The organism is Maritalea myrionectae (assembly GCF_003433515.1).
Taxonomy (GTDB): Bacteria; Pseudomonadota; Alphaproteobacteria; order Rhizobiales; family Devosiaceae; genus Maritalea; species Maritalea myrionectae.
The window spans coordinates 929,446-953,374 of sequence record NZ_CP021330.1; the positions used below are offsets into that span (position 1 = coordinate 929,446).

Consider the following 23,929-nt stretch of genomic DNA (forward strand, 5'->3'; position numbering starts at 1 on the left):
ATGAGCGAAGAGATAGTTTGGGTAAATTGTTACCAATTGGATTCTGCTGTAACGACTAAATTGCGGGGCAATTGTGTATTCGATGGGTTTGATTCTCCGGAAGCAAAAATGATGCTTGAAGCCCTTGAGATTCATCAACGTACCGGAGGTGAGGCTCCTGACGATTGGTTTCCAACAGAGGCTTACGGGATTTACACTGACTCGAACGTGAAGAAAGTGCCATACGACCTCTTCTCTATGGATGGGTTTATGACCTTTTCTCAAAAAGGCAAGGAGGCGGTTGAGCATCTGGATTTTGGAGGCGGTAAATTTCTGCCGTTGCGGGTGTTTGAGAATGATCGCACCACGCCTGTGCCCGGTGAGTTCTATATTTTGAATTATAAAGGCCATAAGGAAGCACTGCTTGCTGATCAATCTCAGCATCTGGAGCGCATTTATCCGCCCAAGGACATTTGGGGCTTGCAGGATTGGCTGCTTGAGGATGGTGATATCGTTGTATCAAGTAATGCTTTGGATGGTCCTGATGTCTGGGTGGATACGCCACGTCTACAATCAGCAAATTTTTTTAGTGACCAGTTCGTGAGTGCCGTTCGCGACGCAAAGATTAAAACCAAATTTAAATTCTGGAGTTGCCGCGTCACTTAAGCGGGAAAATGAATTATGGAAGACAAGCCAATTTTTAATGAGTTCGGTTTTCAAACTCACCATATTTTTTCGCGAGAGCTTTATGGGGATGCGAGGCGAAAAGCTTTTCTTGATAATACCCCTTTCGGTTTGGATGCTCGCGGAAACAAGATTGGACTGTTTGTCGACCCGGATATAATTTCCGTAATCTCCTCGCGCCCCTCGCTTACCAATCTGATACGTGAGTCTCATTTCGGCTTGGCACGACATGATAGCGTTCGAGAGGGGCCAGGCCTTCATAATCAATACAACAACTTCCTAATAACCAATATTGATCGAATCCGTGCCAATGATGGGTTGAGTGCTGAAAATAAAGTGTTGGCCCTAGCCAGTCTGCATCGCTTTGGTACAAAGCTTGCCAGAGGCGAAGTCACTCTAAATGGCGCGCGTGTTGAGGTCACTGGAAACAGAGCTGATATAGTTGCTGCCTTTGGGAATGAAGAGCCAATCCTATCATCTGATTTAGCCGTGGAAGGACTCACACCTGAAGAACGGTCGAGTTTAAGCAACTATGTGACGAGCTTTGACGGAACCAAAACGGATTCAGGTCAAGATTCAAACAGCCAAGCACGAAAAGAATTGGCCGCAGAGCTTGCTGAAAATGCGCTCGCCAGTTCTGAGTTGAATCAAACTCAAAAAGATAATCAGCAAACATGGCTAGACAAGCTAAATGCCGACACCTCAAACTCAAAAAATTATCCAGCTTCATTAATAACTGCGCTTTTAGCTGACTTTAAGGCCAATGAAAGTGGCTCGCTAAATATTAATCAAATCATGGAGTCGATGGCTGCGAGTTTGAACTTTGCACTTGATGGTGCGCTTGCGATTGATGAGTTGTTGTCGAAAGTTCGTGGCATGTTCGACCAAGCAATTGCGATGGGCGACAAACTCATAAACTCTCTCGGTGATTTTGGCGACGATGTGATTCACTCAATGGCCAAAAATCTAAACTCAGTTTTAGTTGGTGTTGGCGGCGGCCTCGCTGGGGATGCCGTCGAGTTTTTGAATATTGCTTACGACTCGATAAAAGTTGGCGTTCAGACAGGTGATTGGACGGAGTTTGTCAAGGTTTCTAAGTCATATGGATCGGCTGCCTTAGTAGGTGCTCTTTTAATGAGTACTGCCGTAGTAGTTGCTGGAGCAGTCGCGGGCCCAGTAGCAGCTACATTCGTTGCAGCGGGATTTGCTGCATATGGGCTATATGAAGTCGTCGTCAACGGCGCTGAACTACTTGGGAAAATAAGTGAAGATATCGCGCGGGTAATTTCAGAGATCGACTTGGATATCCAAGCCATTCTCAGCGATCAACAACATGCCAGCGGACTGGAGCGGCTGGCTGACGCGGTAACACTGATTTTTCTGGGTGCTAGAAGTCCCGAAGACATCGCACCGCATGAATTGGCGTATGCGGTTGATAACCTAGTGGCGAGTCTTCCTGACTCTGTCCGAGGTACCGATGAAAGCGAACTCTTTTTTGGTCGGAACAATGCCGAGATTTACGGCGGTGGCGGAGTTGATGAAATCCACCACACTGGACACGGTAAAGCCTATGGCGAAGACGGGAATGATTATCTTCGTGGCGCCAATCCAAATGTGGTTGAGAAGGGCGAATTGCTTGACCCGAGCCAGCCAGAGCCAGAGATAGGTGAGCCCGACAATCGTGAGCGCGCAGAAACACAGCTTCGATTAGTACTCGATGGTGGCAAGGGTGATGACTATGTCATGGCGTTTGGCGGCGAAGGTGCCATTCTTGTAGGCGGGGAAGGTCGAGACTTTTTGTTTAACACGTCCTACAAAGGGCAGCTATATGGCGATACGCTGGATGGCGTTGGACAGAGCACGTCGGGCGCAGAAGATAGTGATGTGTTCTGGTATTGGCCGTCCACCTTTATCATGGATGCGCAGCCAAATGATATCTTGCAAATGTTTGGGTTGCCGCTTTTGGGGGGCTCAAACTTCGGTATTGGCAACGGTGGGTTAGCAATCGATTGGCTAAATCCTACCGTGTTTTATGGCGCCACCAAATCAGGTCAATTGCTGGTGATCAGCGCCATTGAGCTTGCCATGGATAAAGCCATGGGCGTGCCGAAAGACCAGCAGCTCGAGAAAAGCGCGATGGTTGTCGAAAACTATGACTATGGTGGCTGGAAAGATGCGGCTTGGGGACAGCCTGCTGCGGGTGACCTCGGCATGACATTCCGCATTTTTGCCGACCGTGATGACAGCGTTGAAATCTCTGTTTGGCATGCGGTTTGGGGCACACTTTTAACCTATCTTGATGTGATCCAAAACTTTGCCAAGATGGTGCGTTGGCAGCCTGCGGACGATCCACTGGTTCTCGATTTGGATGGCGACGGTATTGAGACCGTCAGCCAAAGCCAGTCAGGTGTCCATTTTGATTTAAATGGTGACTATTTTGCGGAGCAGACCGGCTGGATTGGCGCAGATGACGGCTTTTTGGTCATGGACCGCAATAATAACGGCGTCATCGATGACATTTCCGAAATGTTTGGTGCGCCTGATGTTGGCGGATATCAGGAACTTGCAGCGGTTGATGCGGTTGAAAATGGTGGCAATGCGGATGGTGTGATCACTATCGACGATGCGTTATTCGCGGAACTAAAAGTTTGGCGCGATCTTGATCAGGATGGCCTGACAGATGCAGACGAATTGTTCAGCTTGGATGAGTTGGATATTACATCGCTTGAACTAGCGGCCACAGAAATGGATCACGAGACGCCGCAAGGGACTACTTTGCGCGCGGGTGCAACCTTTACGCGTGGCGATGGATCGGTTGGTGATACATACGAGGCGCTGTTTGAAACAGATGCAACGGACACAATTTTCAGGGGCGACAAGGGCGTCGCTGAGTGGTTGAAATCCAGCTCTGTCCCAACTGCGAAAGGCTTTGGGGCAATGGCCGAGCTGGCTGTTGATGTTTCCAACGACTTTGAGCTAGGTCAGGTTGTGATGGACGCGGCCAACGTAATGACGGTGGCCAACTTAAAAGACATTCGGGATAAGGCTACGCCGGTGTTTGGTGCTTGGGCGCAAGCGATGGAACTGACGCGCGAATTGACGCCGGTTTTGCTCTCGCGTGATGCCGAGGGCAATGCGACACTGCTGGACCGCGGTGTTTATGTGGAGGATGAAACAGGCGGTTTCTGGACGCTTGATAGCGGGAATCCGATTCTGGATACGGAAGGTGCTCCTATTGCACGCGCCTCGCTTGAAGATGTTCTCGCGATGGGTGTTGCCGAGGGGCAACAATGGCAGCTTGAGCAGGTCTTTTCGCCGTCTTCACGTGCAGAGGCACTGCAATATCGCGAAGAGGTGCCATATCTTGTCGAGATTGTTGATGAGCGGCCAGTTGTTTTGGATTACGGCATTCAAAATGAGGACGGTAGCTGGCGTTTAGCGAGTGGAGCGGACATCACGGACAGTGGCGGCAACATTATCGCCCATCCAACGCGGGAAGATATTCTTGCCCTCCCACGTGCTGAAAATACTCAATGGCGTGTGGAGAAGATCGATCATAACCCCTATGCAGATTTGCCAGTTGATCAGATCGGCGTGAACCTGGTCGACGGCGTGGTTGTCGATTATTCCGTCGCCATTACCGATGCTGACGGTACTTTTTATGTTTGGGCTCGCAATTTGGACCGCGCGCTAGAGCTGCAGCATAAGCTTGGGCGCCCGGATGAATTTAATCTACGAAACTATGAGCTTGACTTCGATGCTATGGACGAAGTGGGCTCCACTGATGACAGTGCATATCGTGTTGAGTTAATGACCGCGGGGCAGCTGCATTTTGCGTCATCCATATTCGGCATTGATTTTCAGCCTCAAATCATGTCTGCGCAAAAAGATGCAGAAACTGGGCTTCTGACCTACACGGTCGGGTCCTTTAATGGTGAGGATGCTCCTACGGAAACGGAGGAGGGGCAATATTTTAGCACGATCAAACCGGCCATCGAACTGTTTGATGTGATGATGCAGAACTATATCAGTGTGAGCAGAGGCTTTGCTGTGCGTTTGGCAATGCAAGGCGGCCTTGCTGATCTCTCGCGAGAACTAGCCTATGATCCTGATTTGGATCAGTTCCGCGCCACGGGTGACCGTGAACTTGCACCGATGTTCGAGGCCATTTTTGCGGCCGCTCCAACCGGCGCTGAGGCGGCATATGATTATCTCGTCGGTTGGCAGGAGATCCTGGAGGTAATTTATCCTGATTACCATCTTGATAGCTCGCAGAACATTCTGACGGGCACCTTGAAGCTCGACCAAAAATTTGTTTTTCAAATGCTCATTCCCGCATTCGAAAATGTCGGCATCGATGTTGAACTTGATGCGGTGATGAATGCTCTTGGTGTCGACGAAACACTACTTGTCTCGCATGAGAGCTCTGATGTTGAAGTTATTGGGACAAGTAGTCAAGATTTTTTCTATTTAACAGGTGGAGATCAGACTTATCGTGGCGGCTATGGGCAAGATATCTACTTTGTTGGCCAAGGTTTTGGCTTGGACATTATAGATGATCGCGAAGAACCGTTTCGCCCACATTCTCAGGATGAAGTTCGTTTCACCCAGGCTAAATCCACAGATATCTTCGCCACCATGGACGGGCGAGACCTGGTATTGGAAATAGTTGGCACCGATGACGTTTTGCGCATTAAAGATCAGTTCTTGGGCGATCTGATTGATCCATTGTTTGGGTTTAATTTTGCGCCAGATACAGGCGTCTCCAGCATAGTGTTTGCCGACGGCGTGATTTGGAATGCGCTGGAAATTGCACAGGCGGTTAGCCATCCATTAGACAGTGATGATTTGGTTCTGGGCAGCGAAGAACGTGATTGGATTGAAGCCAGCCGCGGGCAAGATGTGCTCCGCGGTGGCCGTGATGGTGACATCTATATTTTCAGAGAAGGGGACGGAAGTGATCGCATTGATGATGCGAATGATCGTCCCACGGACGATCCTATTGAAAAAGCTGATATATTGCAGTTTGTTGGGAGTGGTATCTCACCTGAGAATGTGCGCTATGAGCGGGCAGGGGAAAGTGACGATCTCGTTATGGTCTTGTTGGATGATGAAGGCAACGAGACAGGAGATCGGGTTCAGATCGACAACCAGTTCAACTGGGTGAATGTACCCTTTTTAGGTTTGCTGCATGGCGACCGAATTGAGCGCATCGCGTTTGAAGACGGGACATTCTTGACTGAAACTGATGTGATGGCGCGTGTGCTGGAAGACGCAAAAACTGACCAACAAGATATAATATATGGATTTAATAATGCAGATGTTTTGGATGGTGGCGCTGGAAATGATGTTCTTAGGGGGCGTGCGCAAAGTGACACGTATATATATGGTCGTGATTACGGACGTGATGTCATTGATGACGGGCATGACGACTTCTTTGGCACGGGTTTTGACATCCTTCGGTTCAAGGACGATCTAAGGTGGTCTGACTTCGAGTTTATCCGTGATGGCTCTTCAGCGACCATAACTATGAAGGTTGTGGGCACTGATGATGAAGTTGTTCTCAAGGATCAATTCAAAGATTTGGGTCTAGGAGGATTTGGTTTTGCCAACCTGATTGAAGAGATTCAGTTTGGCGATGGCACTGATTGGAGTTATGCCCATTTAGCTCAGCATGTCATCAATCTTGCTCGTACCGATAATGACGATCTGATATTTGGTTTTGATATCTCGGATCGTCTTGATGGCGGGTTGGGCAATGATCGCCTTGAAGGTGGCGCCGCATCGGACATCTATGTATTTGCGCGGGGCTATGGCGATGATGTGATCTTTGATAGCGCGTCATCCAACCAAGGTGATGTGTTGGTGTTCCAAGACATTGCTTTTCTGGATGTTGATATTAGCCGTGATGACAATGATTTGATTTTTACTGTGCGTGACACAGGTGAAAGAGTCATTGTCGAGGATCAATATGTGCGGAGTGGAACACAAACCCACGCTGTAGAAGCCTTCAAGTTTACTGATCAAGAGGTGTCATTTGAATCGCTGAACCCAAGCAATGTTGACCTGATCGGCACATCGGGCTCAGACATTCTAACCGGCAGTGATTTTGCAGAGACAATTGATGGAAGGGCCGGGGATGATACGCTTATAGGCAATTCCGACGGCGATACTTATCTGTTCGGTGTTGGGTACGGCAATGACGTCATAATTGATGATCAGAAACGTGTTGCATGGTCAACGCGGGACGGAAAAACCATCAAAGAAACCGATGATAGAGTTCTCTTTGGATCGGGCGTTAACTTAGATAACTTGATCTACACAAAAGACGGTGACGATCTATTGATCTCAATTGATGGTCGCTCGGATACGCTTCGCATCAAAAATCAATTTAACGCAATTTCTAAGGGGATCGAGTGGTTTGAGTATGCGAGTGGAGATCGCTTGCACATTTCCGATGTTGAGGAACGGTTGGCAATTGTTGGAGGAAGTCGCGGCGATGACGTCATCAACGGTGCGCTTGACGCGGAAAATGTATTGGACGGTCGGCAGGGCGACGATCAGCTGTATGGCGGCAAATTGGGCGACACCTATGCATTTGGTGCTGCATATGATCTGGACCAGATCATTGAAAGAGAAGACGGACAAGTCGGTGCGATTGACCGAATTGTGTTTGGCAGTTTAGTCAACCCGGAAACAATCCAATTGCTTCGAGATGGCAATAATCTGATATTTGACCTTGGCAATGGGGAAGATCGCCTAACTGTCGTCGAAGGCCTCTCGACGCGACAGGTGGAGCGGTTCTTATTTGCCAATGGTACCGAATGGAATCTTGAAGATGTACGTAACCATCTGCTCAAGGGGTCTAATGGGGATGACGTTCTTATCGGATTTGATGATCGCAATGACCGCATAGACGGTGGCGGCGGCTCAGACGTACTCTCAGGCGGTAAGGGTGATGATACTTACCTGTTTGGTGTGGGGTCCGGCGACGACTCGATCGAAGATATCGGCGGTTTAGATAAGGTCGAATTTCGGGATGCCATTTCTGTTTCGCAAGTGCGCTTTTCTCGGCAAGATAATGACTTGCTGATTCAGCTTAAAGACACCAGCGATACCTTGATAATTGTTGGTGGAGCCGAAACAGCGAATAGCTCGAACCTGGTTGAACAATTTGTCTTTAGTGACGGCACCGTTCTAGAAGTCGACAATATTCTTAAGTCGATTGTTTTGAATGAAGCGACGTCAGGTCACGATGTTATTGATGTTAGGGGTGTCACGCCAATTGAGATCGACCCTGGATTGGGTGACGACCTAGTTTATGGCAGTGACCAGACGACCATGTCGTTTTATGCGGGCGATGGGTCCGATATTTTTGACACGCAAAATACGCCGGGTGAAAGTCGTATTCATTTTTATGATCTTGACGCAGCCGACGCTGTTGTTCGCAAGCCAGATTTGGATTCCTCCGACATTCTGATTGCGTTTCCCAGTAGCGGCGATCAAGTATTGGTGCGCGGTGCATTGTCGAATTCAAATCTCGGAACCATCCAGTTTTCCAGCGGAGTGGAATGGAAAAAGAGTGACCTGATAAAGAAGGCGATCGAAGCACAACAAAGCCATCAGGGCGACGCCATCACTGGTTCCATTGCAGACGACCTTATCGAGGGTGGCTTGGGTGACGACGACATTCAAGGCGGTGCAGGCAATGATACCTATATATTCTGGGCAGGCGACGGCCATGATGTCATAAGCGATGTTTCTGGAATTGATAGAGTTGAAATTCGGGGTTACCAGCCTTCAGATGTAAAGGTGACGAAGCCTTTTGCAGACAAAAGCGAATGGTTGTTGCGCTTTGGTAATAGCAGTGATGAAATCTTGCTGCGTGGGGCCGGTATCGAAATTATTGGATTTGGGGATGGCACAGAATGGTCGTTCGATCAAATTCAGAAAATGGCTTTAAATAGCGGGACCCAATTCCAAGATGTTTTAATTGGCACAGAGTTGGATGACACTCTTGTCGGTTTAGAGGGCGATGACCAGCTTTCCGGTCGAGCTGGCAATGATAGCTACATATTTAAGCGCGGCGACGGACGCGATATTATAGACGATAATGGCGCCTCATCTGATCTAAATACTCTCTCGATCAGTGACTATACATACGCCAATACCGAAATTTTGCGGTTTGCAGATAGACCGGATGACCTTGTTCTGCGATTTAGTGAAAAGGATGAAATCTTGGTCGTTGGCGCGTTTGTCGCTGATGGCTCCCATATCCATACGTACCGATTTGCTGACGGGGAAGAAGTTAGCATAGCTGATATTCAGGAGCGGCTAGATGCTGAAGCTCTCGGTACGGACCAGTTGATCGAAGGCGCTGCTGGTCCCGACACACTTTTGGGTGGGTTGGGTGATGACATACTGCATGGAAATGATGGCTCAGATACTTATGTTTTCCGGCGAGGCGACGGGCATGATGTAATTGAAGACAATGGCGCAGGCGACACTGATATCGTTCGCATAGAAGGTTTTGCTTTAAGCGAGGCAAGATTTGTCCGAGATCCGCTGGATAGCGACAGTGTTATAATTCAATTTTTCGATGCGAATGATCAGATAATTATCCGAAACGGGCTTCATAATGGATACAACTCTGCTGATCGCATTGAAGAGTATCATTTTGCTGATGGAGAGATTGTTACTGCGGCACAGATGGCCAATTTGGTCGCGGCGGCGCAACAGAGTGATGGTGATGATCTCATCGTAGGGCAGTCGGGCTGGGCTGATACACTCATTGGCGGTCTAGGGGATGATCGTCTGCAAGGACTTGACGGGTCAGATACGTATGTTTTCCGTCGTGGTGATGGGCAGGATTTCATTGAGGACAATGGCGCAGGTGACACCGACGTTTTGCGTATTGAAGGTTTCGACCCAAGCGAAACTGTGTTTTTGCGTGACCCATTTGATAATGACAGTGTGATTGTCCGATTTATCTCGAGCCAACTTGATCAGATCACCATCCGCAACGCGCTTCATAACGGTTATAATTCTGATGACCGCATTGAAGAATATCATTTTGACAATGGCGAAGTTCTCACTGCGCGGCAGGTTGTTCATACAATCAACATTGCCCAATCGACCGATGGTGATGATCATATTGTCGGATATTCGGGCTGGGAGGATTCGCTTCAAGGCGGCGCCGGTGATGATAGCCTTCAAGGTTTGGATGGTTCGGACACATATTATTTTCTCCGAGGTGATGGTCATGACGTCATTGAGGATAATGGGGCGGGTGACAGGGATGTTGTAATTCTCTCAAGTCACGAGTTCAGTGATGCACGCTTTATGCTGGATCCATTTGATGCGGACAGCCTGATCATCAAGTTTGTTGGTAGCGACGATCAGATTACGGTGCGCAATGGACTACACAATGGCTACAACTCCGAAGACCGAATTGAAGAATATCATTTTGGCCTTGAGAATGTGTACACTGTTGAGGAAATTGTTGCCGAGGTTAATGCAACGCAACAAACAGATGGCGATGATCGTATCATAGGTCAGTCGGGCTGGGCTGATACTCTTGCTGGTGGTTTAGGAGATGATCGGCTGCATGGCCTCGACGGCGCCGACACATATGTCTTCCGGAGGGGGGATGGACATGATCTTATCGAGGATAATGGAGCGGGTGATACTGATATAGTGCGCATTGAAGGCTATGCGCTAGGTGAAACCGTTTTTGCACTAGATCCTTTCGATAGCGACAGTGTCATTATCACATTTGTGGGCACAGATGATCAGATCACAGTGCGTAATGGATTGAACGATAGCTACAATTCTGCGGATCGAATTGAGGAATATCATTTCGATGGTGGAGAGGTTCTTACCGTTGCTGACGTCATTTCTCTTTTGCCCGAACCTATCGAATACACAGAAGTTTCTGGTACATCGTCGTCAGACACGCTGGAATCGACATCTGCAAATGAACGTTTTGACGGCGGTGGTGGTAACGATACCTACATTTATAATCGCGGGGACGGTCATGATATCGTGGGCGATTCAAATAGCTTTGGTGGCAATGCGGATAAGCTGATCCTTCATGGTATCGCTGTTGAGGACGTTCGGGTTTCTCAATCAGGCAATCATGCGATGTTGATCATTGCAGAGTCAGCCCCTGGTGCCGGGGACGGGGGAACCATCCGGATTGACGATTTTCTTAGTCGTTATTATGAGCGATCAGTTGAAACGATTGAGTTTGATGATGGCAATGAGGCCACCGAAAATGTGGTGTGGACACCGGAAGAGCTGCGTGCTCGTCTTATCGCGCAATCCACGACACCTGACGATGATGTGTTGCCGGGCTTTACGTCCGGGGATGTGTATGAAGCTGGCCCTGGTGATGATATTCTGGCTGGCGATCAAGGCGACGACACCTATATTTATAACCGTGGCGATGGCAACGATATTATTCGCGAGCCGGACACTCACGCTAGTGATGCGGATAAGCTTATCCTTCGCGGCATTTTCGCTGAAGAGGTGCAGGTTTCCCAGTCAGGGAACCATGCGATCCTGATCATTTCGGAGTCAGCTCCTGGTGCGGGGGACGGCGGGTCCATCTGGATTGACGATTTCCTCAGTCGTTATTACGAGCGATCAGTTGAAACGATTGAGTTTGATGATGGCAATGAGGCCACCGAAAATGTGGTGTGGACACCGGAAGAGCTGCGTGCTCGTCTTATCGCGCAATCCACGACACCTGACGATGATGTGTTGCCGGGCTTTACGTCCGGGGATGTGTATGAAGCTGGCCCTGGTGATGATATTCTGGCTGGCGATCAAGGCGACGACACCTATATTTATAACCGTGGCGATGGCAACGATATTATTCGCGAGCCGGACACTCACGCTAGTGATGCGGATAAGCTTATCCTTCGCGGCATTTTCGCTGAAGAGGTGCAGGTTTCCCAGTCAGGGAACCATGCGATCCTGATCATTTCGGAGTCAGCTCCTGGTGCGGGGGACGGCGGGTCCATCTGGATTGACGATTTCCTCAGTCGTTATTACGAGCGATCAGTTGAAACGATTGAGTTTGATGATGGCAATGAGGCCACCGAAAATGTGGTGTGGACACCGGAAGAGCTGCGTGCTCGTCTTATCGCGCAATCCACGACACCTGACGATGATGTGTTGCCGGGCTTTACGTCCGGGGATGTGTATGAAGCTGGCCCTGGTGATGATATTCTGGCTGGCGATCAAGGCGACGACACCTATATTTATAACCGTGGCGATGGCAACGATATTATTCGCGAGCCGGACACTCACGCTAGTGATGCGGATAAGCTTATCCTTCGCGGCATTTCCGCTGAAGAGGTGCAGGTTTCCCAGTCAGGGAACCATGCGATCCTGATCATTTCGGAGTCAGCTCCTGGTGCGGGGGACGGCGGGTCCATCCGGATTGACGATTTCCTCAGTCGTTATTACGAGCGATCAGTTGAAACGATTGAGTTCGATGATGGTGATGAGACCACCGAAAATGTGGTGTGGGATTATTTAGAAACACGAGCCCAGATTATCAAATCCCAGTCGACCGATGGCGATGACCCATCTATCACAGGGTTTGCCGGTGATGATGAGTTTGATGGGGGAGCTGGTAACGACACGATAGTTGGTGCAGGCGGGAACGACACATATTTTTATTCCAGAGGCGACGGCAACGACCTAATAATTGATGATGCGGGCGAACAGGATGCGATCAATTTCAGCGGTGTTGACCCGAGTAGTGTGATTGTACGCAAAAGTGTCGGGAATGATTTGGAGCTAATTATCTCCGAAAGTTTTGAGGATGCCGGTGATGGCGGCCGTATCATTGTGCGGAACTCATTCCAGGCTGGCGGCGAAGCTGGTATTGAACGTGTTGTATTCGATGACGCTGCGAATACAGTTTGGACCAGGGACCAGTTTGAGACACTCGCGACGCGAAACATCGCAACTATTGGGGATGATAGACTAACCGGCACCGCTGGCGCCGACGTTATGGCGGGCCTTGCTGGCAATGACCTGCTGATCGGTGGGCAAGGGGATGATGTTTACAGGTTTGTAAAAGGCGATGGACAAGATCGATTGCGTGACGCCGGAGACGGCGTTGATACGGTTGAGATCGTTGGCTTCTCATTGAGCGAACTTGAGTTTGCACGCCGTGGACGTGACGGCAGCGATTTAATTATCAGAACCAATAATAGTGATGAAATTACCATCATTAATGGTCTATTGGCGGATAGTCCTGACACAATTGAAAATTTTGTAATTGTCGATGACGGGATCTCTCTTTCATTTGATGATGTCATGGCGAATTTGGTTCTTGGGCAACCAAACGAGTCCGATAATCAAATTATTGGTACTGATGGTGATGATAAAATTAGTGGCTTCGAAGGTGTGGATTTGCTGCTCGGTGGTGCTGGAGATGATGAATATCTTTGGCGTGCAGGTGATGGCGATGATCGCATTGTCGATAATGGCAGTGATCTGAACGACCTCGTTGTTTTAAGTGACACCCAATCTACAGAATTGGTCTGGGCACGGCGTAGTCCAGCAAATGGCGATGATCTTGTTCTACGTTTTTCAGGTGCCCGAGACCGTTTGACCATCGTTGATAGCCTTAACCCAGGTCACGCTGGAATTGAGGAAATCGAGTTCGCGGATGGCATCTTTTGGCAGTGGGCAGATATGCGTGCGGCGGTAATGCAATTTGCGGGAACGTCCGATGCTGAAACTATCCGCGGTTTTGACGGTGATGATCTTGTCGTTGGACGGCAGGGCGATGATTTGTTGATTGGCGGCGCAGGCGATGACACCTATCACTTTGGTGCTGGTGATGGCAATGAAACAATTGATGACCAGAGCACCAGTATGCTGGATCGCTTGGAGATTACGGACCTGTTGTCATCAGAAGCTTCGGTTGAACGTTTGTTCAAAGGGAGTGAAACTCTTGTTATTCGTTTTGCGGGCAATGTTAGCGACTCCATCACAATAAAAAGTGCATTGTCTGAGACCGGGGAGGGAATTGAAACTCTCGCATTTGCCGATGGTGTTGAGTGGACGCGCGAAACCCTACTTGCACGTCTGGAAAATAGCCTGCCGACGGCAGTTGATGATGGCATTTACACAGTTAAACGTGAACAGACCCTTATTCTATCTGCTGAAGAATTGCTCCGAAACGACTTTGATCCCGATGGCGATATTCTTCAAATAATTGCGGTAGATGGCGGGGAAAACGGCATTGCGCAAATTGATGGTGATGGGAATATTGCTTTCACTGGCCAATCAAGTTTTACCGGTCCCACGACATTTACATATACCGCATCTGATGGGCTGGGAGGCTTCTCGACGGGTAGAGTAAGTGTAAGAGTTTCGCCGCCTGCTTCGGCTCGTGACGACTTCGGTTTTGAAGTCGATGAGGATGGCTATTTGACTATCGACACAGTCAGGCTTCTCTCCAATGATGCTGACGGTGATCGCATGATCATCTCTCAAGTATTTGATGCTCAAAATGGATCGGCTAGTCTTTCGAGCAATGGGCAAATATCTTTCACCCCTACAGATGATTATAATGGTCTGGCCTCATTTAAATATGTGGCGAACACACCTGAAGGCGGGCGCACAGAGGCAATCGTTTATATAAATGTGAGGGCACAGAACGATGCTCCGATCGCATTTGACGATTTAGGGTATACCACTGACGAAGATGTGGTGTTCTCAATTGATACATCTGAACTTCTTGCGAATGATATTGATATTGATGGCGATGCTCTCAATGTGACAGGTGTATTTAGCAATGAGCATTTGCAAGTTGAGCTTACCGATGATGGCGTGATTTTGGTTACGCCGACCGCGTTCTTCTTTGGCGATGCCAGCTTTGAATATATGGTCTCTGATACCGATGGCGAAGTAGCTACCGCGACAGTTGGTGTTTATGTAAATCCAGTTAACGACGTTCCTGAGCCTCAAAATGATGCATTAACAATTGACGAGGACAACCCATATTTATTCAATGCAGACGAGCTTCTTGCCAATGATATCGAGCGGGATGGGGACCTATTGGAGGTCACTTCAGTTCGAAACGGAAGTGGTGGAATAGCAAAGCTGTATGATAACGGCACAATACTGTTTACGCCAAATACCAATTTCTTCGGCGAAGCATACTTTTTCTATACAGTTGATGACGGACAAGGTGGTCTGGCAGAGGCACGCGTTGATCTCCAAGTAAATCCAGTTAACGACGTCCCAAATGCACAAGATGAATCATATAGGGAAGATGACGTATTTTTCTTAAATGGAACTGAAGACATTCCATTGTCGATCTCAATATCAGATCTCCTCGCAAATGATTATGATATTGACAGTTCAAGTTTGGAAATTGTTTCAATCTCAACTTCTGAAAATGGGCTGGCGGAAATATCAGGTGAAAATATCATCTTTACGCCTGACGCTGATTATTGGGGAGAGGCCACTTTCAACTATGTTGTCAGTGATGGTGAGTTGGTCGATGATGCAAGAGTTACACTCTATTTTGGACCCGTTGGCGATGCTCCGCCAGTTGCTGCGAATGATAGTGTTTCAATCTATGAAGACGTTGCAACAACAATTTCTGCAGCTGCGCTATTGGGGAACGACACCGACATTGATCGTGATGAGTTAAGCATCATTTCTGTGAGTATGGTCTCCGGGGCACCAGGGACGGTGGAACTTGATGAAAATGGCGATGTAATTTTCACGCCAGCACTTAATTCGAATGGGCCGAGCTTTTTCAACTATGTTGTGAGCGACAATGCGGATGGAGAAGACAGCGCGAGGGTGCGGGTTGACGTTATCCCAGTTAATGACGCCCCCACCGCAAATGCCGACATTGCGAGCACAAGCCTGGATGCGCCTCTTATATTGCGGATTTCTGACTTGCTCGCCAATGATGTGGACGTCGATAACGCGTTGGATGAACTCTCATTTGACGGCATCGGCTTTGCAAGCGATGGCGGTTCATACTCCGTCTATAATGATGAGTTTGTAGTTGTCGAATATGCGCAAGGCTTTTCGGGAGAGGTCTCGCTCGAATACACAATTTCTGACATAGAGGGCATTCAAGATGACGGCGTAATCAGTGCGCTGATATCTGATGATCACCTTGAATCCCTTAACGGAACCAATATTCGAGATTTAATCATCGGCACCCATCTAACAGAAACAATATTGGGCTTTGAGGGTAATGATGATTTATTCGGACGTGCCGGTGATGACCTGATCGATGGCGGAGATGGCGGTGACAGAATTGACGGTGGAGACGGATTTGATACTGTTCGCTTTACTGGCTCCAATGTTGGGGTGCGTGCAGACTTGGCAGCACGTTTAGGCCAAGGTGGTTTTGCACAGGGCGACATCTATTTTAATATTGAGGCACTAAGGGGGACTTTGTTTGGCGACGAACTCCTGGGAGATGCTCAACGCAATGAACTTGAGGGTCTTGAAGGGAACGATCGACTTGAGGGGCGTGATGGTGATGATCAACTCGATGGTGGATTAGGCGATGATTGGCTGATCGGCGGGCAGGGCGCAGACACGCTTTTCGGCGGTGATGGTGTGGATACCTCGGATTATTCGAGTTCTGGTGAAGCTGTCCAAATTTCCTTGTTAAATGGGATGGCTCAGGGCGGCCATGCTGAGGGAGATCAGCTCGCAGGTATTGAGAATCTCGTCGGCTCAGCGTTTGACGATGAGTTAGAAGGTGATGCAAGCGCAAACCGACTAATTGGGGGCCGAGGCAATGATTTGCTATTTGGCGGTGCAGGCGACGACACACTAATTGGTGGTCGTGGTGCAGACCAAATGTTTGGTGGCGACGGAATTGATAGAGTCGAATATACACTCTCTGATAGTGGTGTAACTGTTAACTTGTCGGATGCGAGTTCTGGCGGTGGGGACGCGCAGGGCGATGTTTTCTCCTCAATTGAGTTAATCGTTGGCAGCTTCCACGACGACGTATTGCTCGGCGATGAACAAGATAACGTTTTTATGGGCGGGCGCGGTGCTGACGTCATCGATGGTGGGCTAGGATTTGATACGGCAGACTATTCTGAGGCGGATGAGGCGATAGCCCTTGATCTTGATACGGGGCTTGGTTCTCTTGGCGAAGCCGTTGGTGATCAATTAACAGATATCGAGAAAGTAGTAGCCACTGTCTTTGATGACGAGATTCATGGAAGCGCTGCCGATGAGGTATTCTTTGGTGGATTGGGCGATGATGTGCTTGCGGGACGTTTTGGATCGGATATCTATGAGTTCGGATTTGGCGACGGCGCAGACATAATCAATGAGATAGGCGCAATTGCTGACATTGATCGTCTTGTAGTAGACGATGAAATCCGTGTTGCCGATATAAGTCTACTACGCGAAGGTGACGATCTCATTGTCGAATTTGAACAAGCCGGTGGCATCAATATAGATACCGTCCGTGTATCAGACCATTTCTTAGGTCGAGAAACCGGCATTGAGGAAATTCAGTTTGCAGAAGGCAGCACTTGGGGTCGCGAACAAATCGAAGATTTAATTCGAATTGGTCGCTTTAATGCGCAGGACGACATAATTAGATTTGCTGATGAAGACGTTGAACTTGTCATCACTGCAGATCGCTTGCTTAGAAATGATGCAGATGAAGGTGTGGGCCTACTAGAGATTGTATCGGTTGAGGCCGTTTCCGGCGGCACTGTTTCACTTAACGACGATGGAAGTGTAAGTTTTGTAGGTGATCAGGACCATTTCGGCGACGCTTTCTTTGATTATACCGTCCGCGATCCATATGGACGAGAATCTATTGCCAGAGCCGAGGTAAATATCCTCCCAATCAATGATGCGCCCGTTGCTGCAGATGATGGCGTTTTTATTGGTCTCGAAGATACAGCTCTATACATCCCACTCGCAGAAGTATTTAGCAATGACCTTGATGTTGATGGAGATCCATTGACCATTGTTGACTTTGGTCCTGCACTCGATCTGGACGGCAATCCGCTTTATGCATCGTTATTCTACAATGGGTCTAATGGTCAAGTTAGAGTTGTCGGCGATCAAATCAAATTTGAACCTTTGGCGGACCACTTCGGATATGCGGGTTTTAGATATACAGTTTCGGATGGGAATGGTGGCACCGCTACTGCTCAGGTTGAATTAAACTTTTTAGGTGTAAACGATGCACCAAGACCAGTCAAAGACAACACGACTGTTCGCCTTGGGCTTTCGAAGTTCATTGAGATATCAAGCCTGCTAGCAAACGATCAAGACCCAGAAGGGGATGCTATTTCATTCGTGACAGCATTTAGTGCAGTCAATGGAACGATTGAATTACTTGATAGCTTAAAAGAGCCTGTTTCTGACCCGGCTCAAGCGGTGTTTGTGCGTTTTGATGCGGATGAATTAGGGGAAGCGTCGTTCAGCTATACGGTTGTGGACGAGTTTGGTGCATCGGCAGATGGGAATGTAAATATTAACGTCATTCCTCTCAATCGACTACCTGTCGCGCGCGATGATGGCGGCTATGAAACGTTAGAAGATCAGGTCATTATCATTGATCCTGCTGAATTGCTGGCGAATGATAGCGATCCGGATGGTGACACACTAACAATTCTAGAACTGGAAGACTTTCCTCTTAATGGCAAAGTCTCGTTCAACGATGAGGGTATGATCGAATTTACCCCGCGGACGGATTATAACGGTGTTGCCGGGTTTACATATACAGTGACCGATGGCAAGGATCTAGATAGTGACTATCCTGGCATCGACACAGCGTTTGTTTCGATTTCCATTGTCCCTGACAATGACGCTCCTCAACTAAAAGATGATGTGGTTGAGGGACTGGAGGACTTGCCGATCACCGTTATCCCTGGTGAAGCATTTGCCAATGACTTAGATCCAGACGGTGATGTCATTTTCTTTGAGTCGGCGAGGTTTATTGGGGTTCTGCAAAACGATTTCACAAACCGTGCGGAGCTAGGCGTTCACTTGGAATTGGATAGTCCAGTTCTCGCTTCAGAATTGACTGAGGTTGTCGCAACATTGGCAGATGGTGCTGCTCTACCTGAATGGTTGAGCTTCGACCCGACAGCGTTGAGTTTCATTGGGACGCCGCCTGACCCGTCAATGGATCCCTTTAGTGTTAATCTGGATTTTACCTACACCGATCCAGATACTGGCGAAGACGTTTCATATCAAGATAGTTTCTTGATCGAACCTGCCGATGCAGCGGCGTTATCTGATGGTGTCGTATACCAAGCAAACCTCGTCAAGCTAACGGGCGGGACGGGCACCTGGTCGGCTGCGCTTTGGACTGGGATGCCGTTGCCGAGTTGGCTGCAGTTCAATACGGATACTCAAGAGTTTTCCCTGACTGGCATTGAGCCTGCCACCGATGAACCGGTCGCACGTGTTCGTGTTGAGTTTGACCCGGAAGATGCAAATGCAGTGCCGTATGCTGTTGAGGTCAGGATTGATCCGCACCAGCCAATTGATGTTGCTATCAACGAATTGTTTGATCAAAACCCCTATTTTGCAGCACAGGGGAAAAGCGTTATTGAAATCGCAGATGACGCAACCGTCACTGCACAGGAAGCTAATTTTACACCATTGCCGGACTGGCTATCCTTTGATTCCAATACATTGTCCTTTATTGGTACGCCGCCAGAAAAATATGTCGGAACGGTCTCAGTGCGCGTCGATGTTAGCGAGTCTGTTATTGAGGGAACGCCTGCATTCTCAATTGTGCGTGACATTGTCGTTGACGAAACACTTGTTCTCACCAGTGCAGGCGGTTTCCAGGTAAATGTTTTTGATGAACTTTTAGATCTTGTGACACCAGAAGACTTCTTTGGTGCGTTCGCAATTGAGTATTTTGCTCGCGACACTAAAGGTGCGATTTCGGAAGACTCTGCCGTAATTGTTGTGAATGTCGAAGCCCAGGCCGAATTGCCTGACGCACTAGATGACAATTTCAGTTTGCAGGAAGATAGTGTAATTGAAATTTCAATTGCCGAGCTTTTGGCGAATGATTATGACGATGATGGTGACTTGATTCAATTGGTTTCGGTTGGCGCTCCGACGACTGGAACGCTTCAACTGAACATTCCGGAAATAAACTTTGACCTCGTTGGAGATCCAGGAGGTGTTTATTATGTGGAGTTGCAAGATGGAACTGAATTGCCGGATTGGTTGAATGTCGATCAATCAACCGGAACCCTGCGCGGGACACCACCAATTGATTATGCTGGCACACTAAATTTGCGCGTCACCCGAACTGACGATGAAGGTGCAATCGAAAGTAATCAGGATCTTGATGTTGATGGTAACGCGGGGGCTACAATCCTTTATACACCGGATCCGGAGTACTCAGGAAGTGTCGAGTTTCAGTATGAAATAACCGATAACGCGCAAGGCAGTGCAACCGGAACGGTGCATCTAGATGTTCTTCCGGCCAATGATGGCCCTGTTGCTGAAGATGATTTGTTTGCTGGGCTCGAAGATACAGTTTTGGTGCTCCAGCAGGCCGCTCTCCTGGTGAATGACACTGATGTTGATGGTGATATTTTACGTGTTAGCTCGGTTTCAAATGCAGTGAACGGCTCTGTTGAGATCATTGACGGGGAAATCGTCTTTACGCCAAATCATAACTTTGACGGTATTGCCACTTTTGAATACTTGGTTGTTGACGATAAGGACGGAGAAGACACCGGTACTGTAACCATCGATGTTGCACCTAACAATAGTGCACCCGTAACCCAGACTGACTATTTTGAAGGCTTTGAAGACACATCGTTTTCGGTCACGCTCGCTCAAATATTGGCCAATGATACGGATCCTGATGGCGATGAGATAATATTTGTCAGCTTCAGTTCTGATGGATATCAATTGGTTGATGGCGATCCAGTTTTGGGAGGGCAAGCAGACAAGCAGCCCGATGGCTCCTGGGTGTTTACACCGCGTGAAAATTTGAGCGGTCTGGTCGAGTTTACATATGAGATTTCAGATGGGCGCCTAAATTCCATCGAAACCGGAAATCTTGTTATAGATTTTACTGCGATTAACGATGCACCACAGGCTCAAGACGATGGTGATTTTGTCATTGGTGAGGACGAAAGTGTATCAATTGATCTCGCATCCTTGTTGAGTAACGACACCGACCAAGAAGGAGATAGCTTGGTTGTTACGAGGGTCCTAGATCCAGTGAATGGCGGGGTTGAAATAGTAGATAATGTTGCTGTGTTCACACCGCGATCGGACTATTTCGGAAATGCCGGCTTTAGTTATGAGGTTGCTGACGGTCAGGGTGGATTTGACATAGCGTATGTGTCGATTTTCGTTACGCCGGCGCAAGATTTGCCTTTCGCTGTCTCAGATGACGGCTACACCATTGATGAAGATAGCTTTATTGACATAAGTATCTCTGAACTTATGTCGAACGATTTCGATCCCGATGGCGACACAATTTCATTTGTCGGGGTTTCAGGCGCGACGCAAATTGACGATGATACAATACGGTTTACGCCGACAGCCAATTCCAACGGGCGCTTGCAGTTCAGCTATTCTATCACAGACGGGAATGGACCGGCTGTCAGCACGAATGTGTTTGTTGACGTAGTGCCCATAAACGATGATCCGACTGCAATCGATGATAAGATATCAAGTGAAGAAGATCAGGTTGTAACAATAGCAATTATTGACTTGCTTAATAACGACTTCGATATCGATCATCATGGCATTCATATAGAAGGCGTTCATGATGCAGTTGGGGGGGAAGTAAGGCTTGATGGCATCGGAAATGTTGTATTCACGCCGGATGAAAACTATTCAGGCCATGCAGGTTTCAAATATACGTTGCAAGACGTTACAGGCGCGACCGATGTTGGCGTCGTAGACATCAATATTTCTGCACTCAACGATGCACCGTTGGCCGTGGATGATGGTGCGCTCGTTGGACTGGAAGATCAGGAACTTATAATCTCCACGTCAACATTGCTTGAAAATGATAAGGATGTGGATGGTGATGAACTCACGATCATTTCGGTTCAAAACGCCGAGCACGGGCAAGTCGAAATCACCGCATCTGGAGATATAGTTTTCACACCAGATGAAAACTATAACGGGCCAGCTTCATTCAGTTATACCACAAGTGACGGCGAGTTGAATTCGACGGCCAATGTCACGCTCGAACTAGTTGCGGAGAATGATGCGCCAATTGCAATGAATGATGCATTTGACGCAACTGAAGACGAGATATTTGTTATTCCGGTTGATCAGATTTTGATAAATGACAGTGACTTAGACGGTGATCCATTAGAGATAATCGGTTTCTCCAGTGGAGATGGATATTTTGCCGCTCTGGATGACAGCGGAAATATGGTGGTCACTTTCAGCGAAAATACCAATGGCGAAGTGCTGATTGGCTATAGCGTTAGCGATGGTGAACTTACGGACGACGCGCAGATCACGATAAATGTGGCGCCTGTCAATGATGCCCCAACCATCAGGCCACTAGAGGATGTTCACGTCACCGAAGATACAAGCCTAGATTTTGCGATCCCAGATGGTGTTGTTTTCGATGTTGATGGCGATGAGTTGTCATATACCGCAACAAGAGCGGCCGGTACATCATTGCCAGACTGGCTAAGTTTTGACGCAACAACACGCCGATTTACAGGGACGCCTCCTTCAGACTTCTTCGGCACTATCAGCTTAGCTCTTCATGTATCAGATGGTGCTATGACAAGCCGAGCTGAGTTTGATTTAGTGATCGACCCGGTGAATGATGCACCAACAATTTCGATGCCGTTTTCAGACCGCTTTATTGATGAAGATGAGCTATTTAGTATTCAGCTGCAACAAAACTTATTCTCTGATGTTGACGGGGACACACTTGAATATTCATTTGCGCTTAGAGATGGCAACAACCTTCCAGATTGGCTTAATGTAGATAGTGAACTACTAAAGCTATCCGGCATGCCTCCAGAAGACTTTAATGGTTCTATCGATATAGAGATAGCCGCTTCTGATGGAAAGCTGTCTGTCTCAGATATCTTCAAGTTGACAGTCAATCCAGTCAACGACGCACCTGTCGTCATTAATCCGCTGCCTGATATATTGGAGGATCCAGTTGATCCAGACAATAATATCTATACTGGTGAAAGCTTCGTGATCGAGATTCCGATTTCAACATTTGAGGATGTTGATGGAGATCCTATTCAATTGGCAGCAACCCTTTCAGACGGGTCTGCTTTGCCTGAATGGCTTGAATTCGATGGTAGTAAGGTCTCCGGGAATGCACCAACTGCTGCTGCGGGTACATATGAAGTGACAATTCATGCCTCTGATGGAAGTTTGGAAACATCTGACGATTTTTATCTGACCATCTTAAAGGGTAATAATGTTCCAGTTGCAAATGATGATGGGGTATTTGATACGCGAGGAGAAATTCCTATTCGAATTTCTCCAGCGTTTTTGCTTCAAAATGACACTGACGACGATGGTGATGTCTTGCAGTTTGTCTCCATCGGACAGGGTACCAATGGCTCGGTTGCTATCGATGAAGACAGCAACATCGTTTATACGGCGGACAGTGGTTTTATCGGAAGTGATCAATTTGAATACAAGATTACGGATGGCCAAGATACCTCGAGCGCTATTGTATCAGTGAATGTCGGCGAAGCTGTCGACAACCAAGAGGAAGGTACGGATGGAACTGATGTTCTCATCGGTGATTTTACTGGCGACAACTACTTAAGTGGTGGAGCGGGTAATGATTTTCTTTTATCCGGTCGCGGTAATGACTTGTTATATGGTGGCGCGGGGAGTGACTTGCTTCTCGCAGGGAGTGGCGATGACCTTCTCGATGGGGGCTCCGGTGATGACGTGCTTTTGGCTGGTCGCGGCGACGACAGTCTAGACGGTGGCGCCGGTGCCGATTTGCTCTTCGGCGGCGGTGGTTCAGATACATTCACATTCGAAACGGGCGACGGGTCTGATACAATCATTGACTTTGAGACGTCGCGCAGTGGTCGTCGTTTTTCAATTGCGGGCGACGTGATCCGCTTGAGTGTGGATGGTATCGATAATTTTGATGATCTATTTGCCAGCGCTCAGGAGCAAGATGGAGGCGTGCTCTTTGCCTTCGGAAATGGAGACGAGCTATTTTTAGCAGGCACCAAGCTCGCAGCTCTTGATCAGGACAGCTTCTCGTTTTTTTAAA

General features: G+C 48.1%; 2 protein-coding genes. Both read left to right on the top strand.

What is annotated here, in order from left to right:
- Complete coding sequence (locus tag MXMO3_RS04685; protein ID WP_117395111.1) at positions 1-645, top strand: imm11 family protein; 645 nt, start codon at positions 1-3, stop codon at positions 643-645.
- A gap of 15 nt (positions 646-660) precedes the next feature.
- Positions 661-23,928 carry a tandem-95 repeat protein gene (locus MXMO3_RS18890; protein WP_117395112.1) on the top strand — a complete coding sequence of 7,756 codons (23,268 nt, stop codon included), beginning with the start codon at positions 661-663 and terminating at the stop codon, positions 23,926-23,928.
- Position 23,929: the final 1 nt, after the last annotated feature.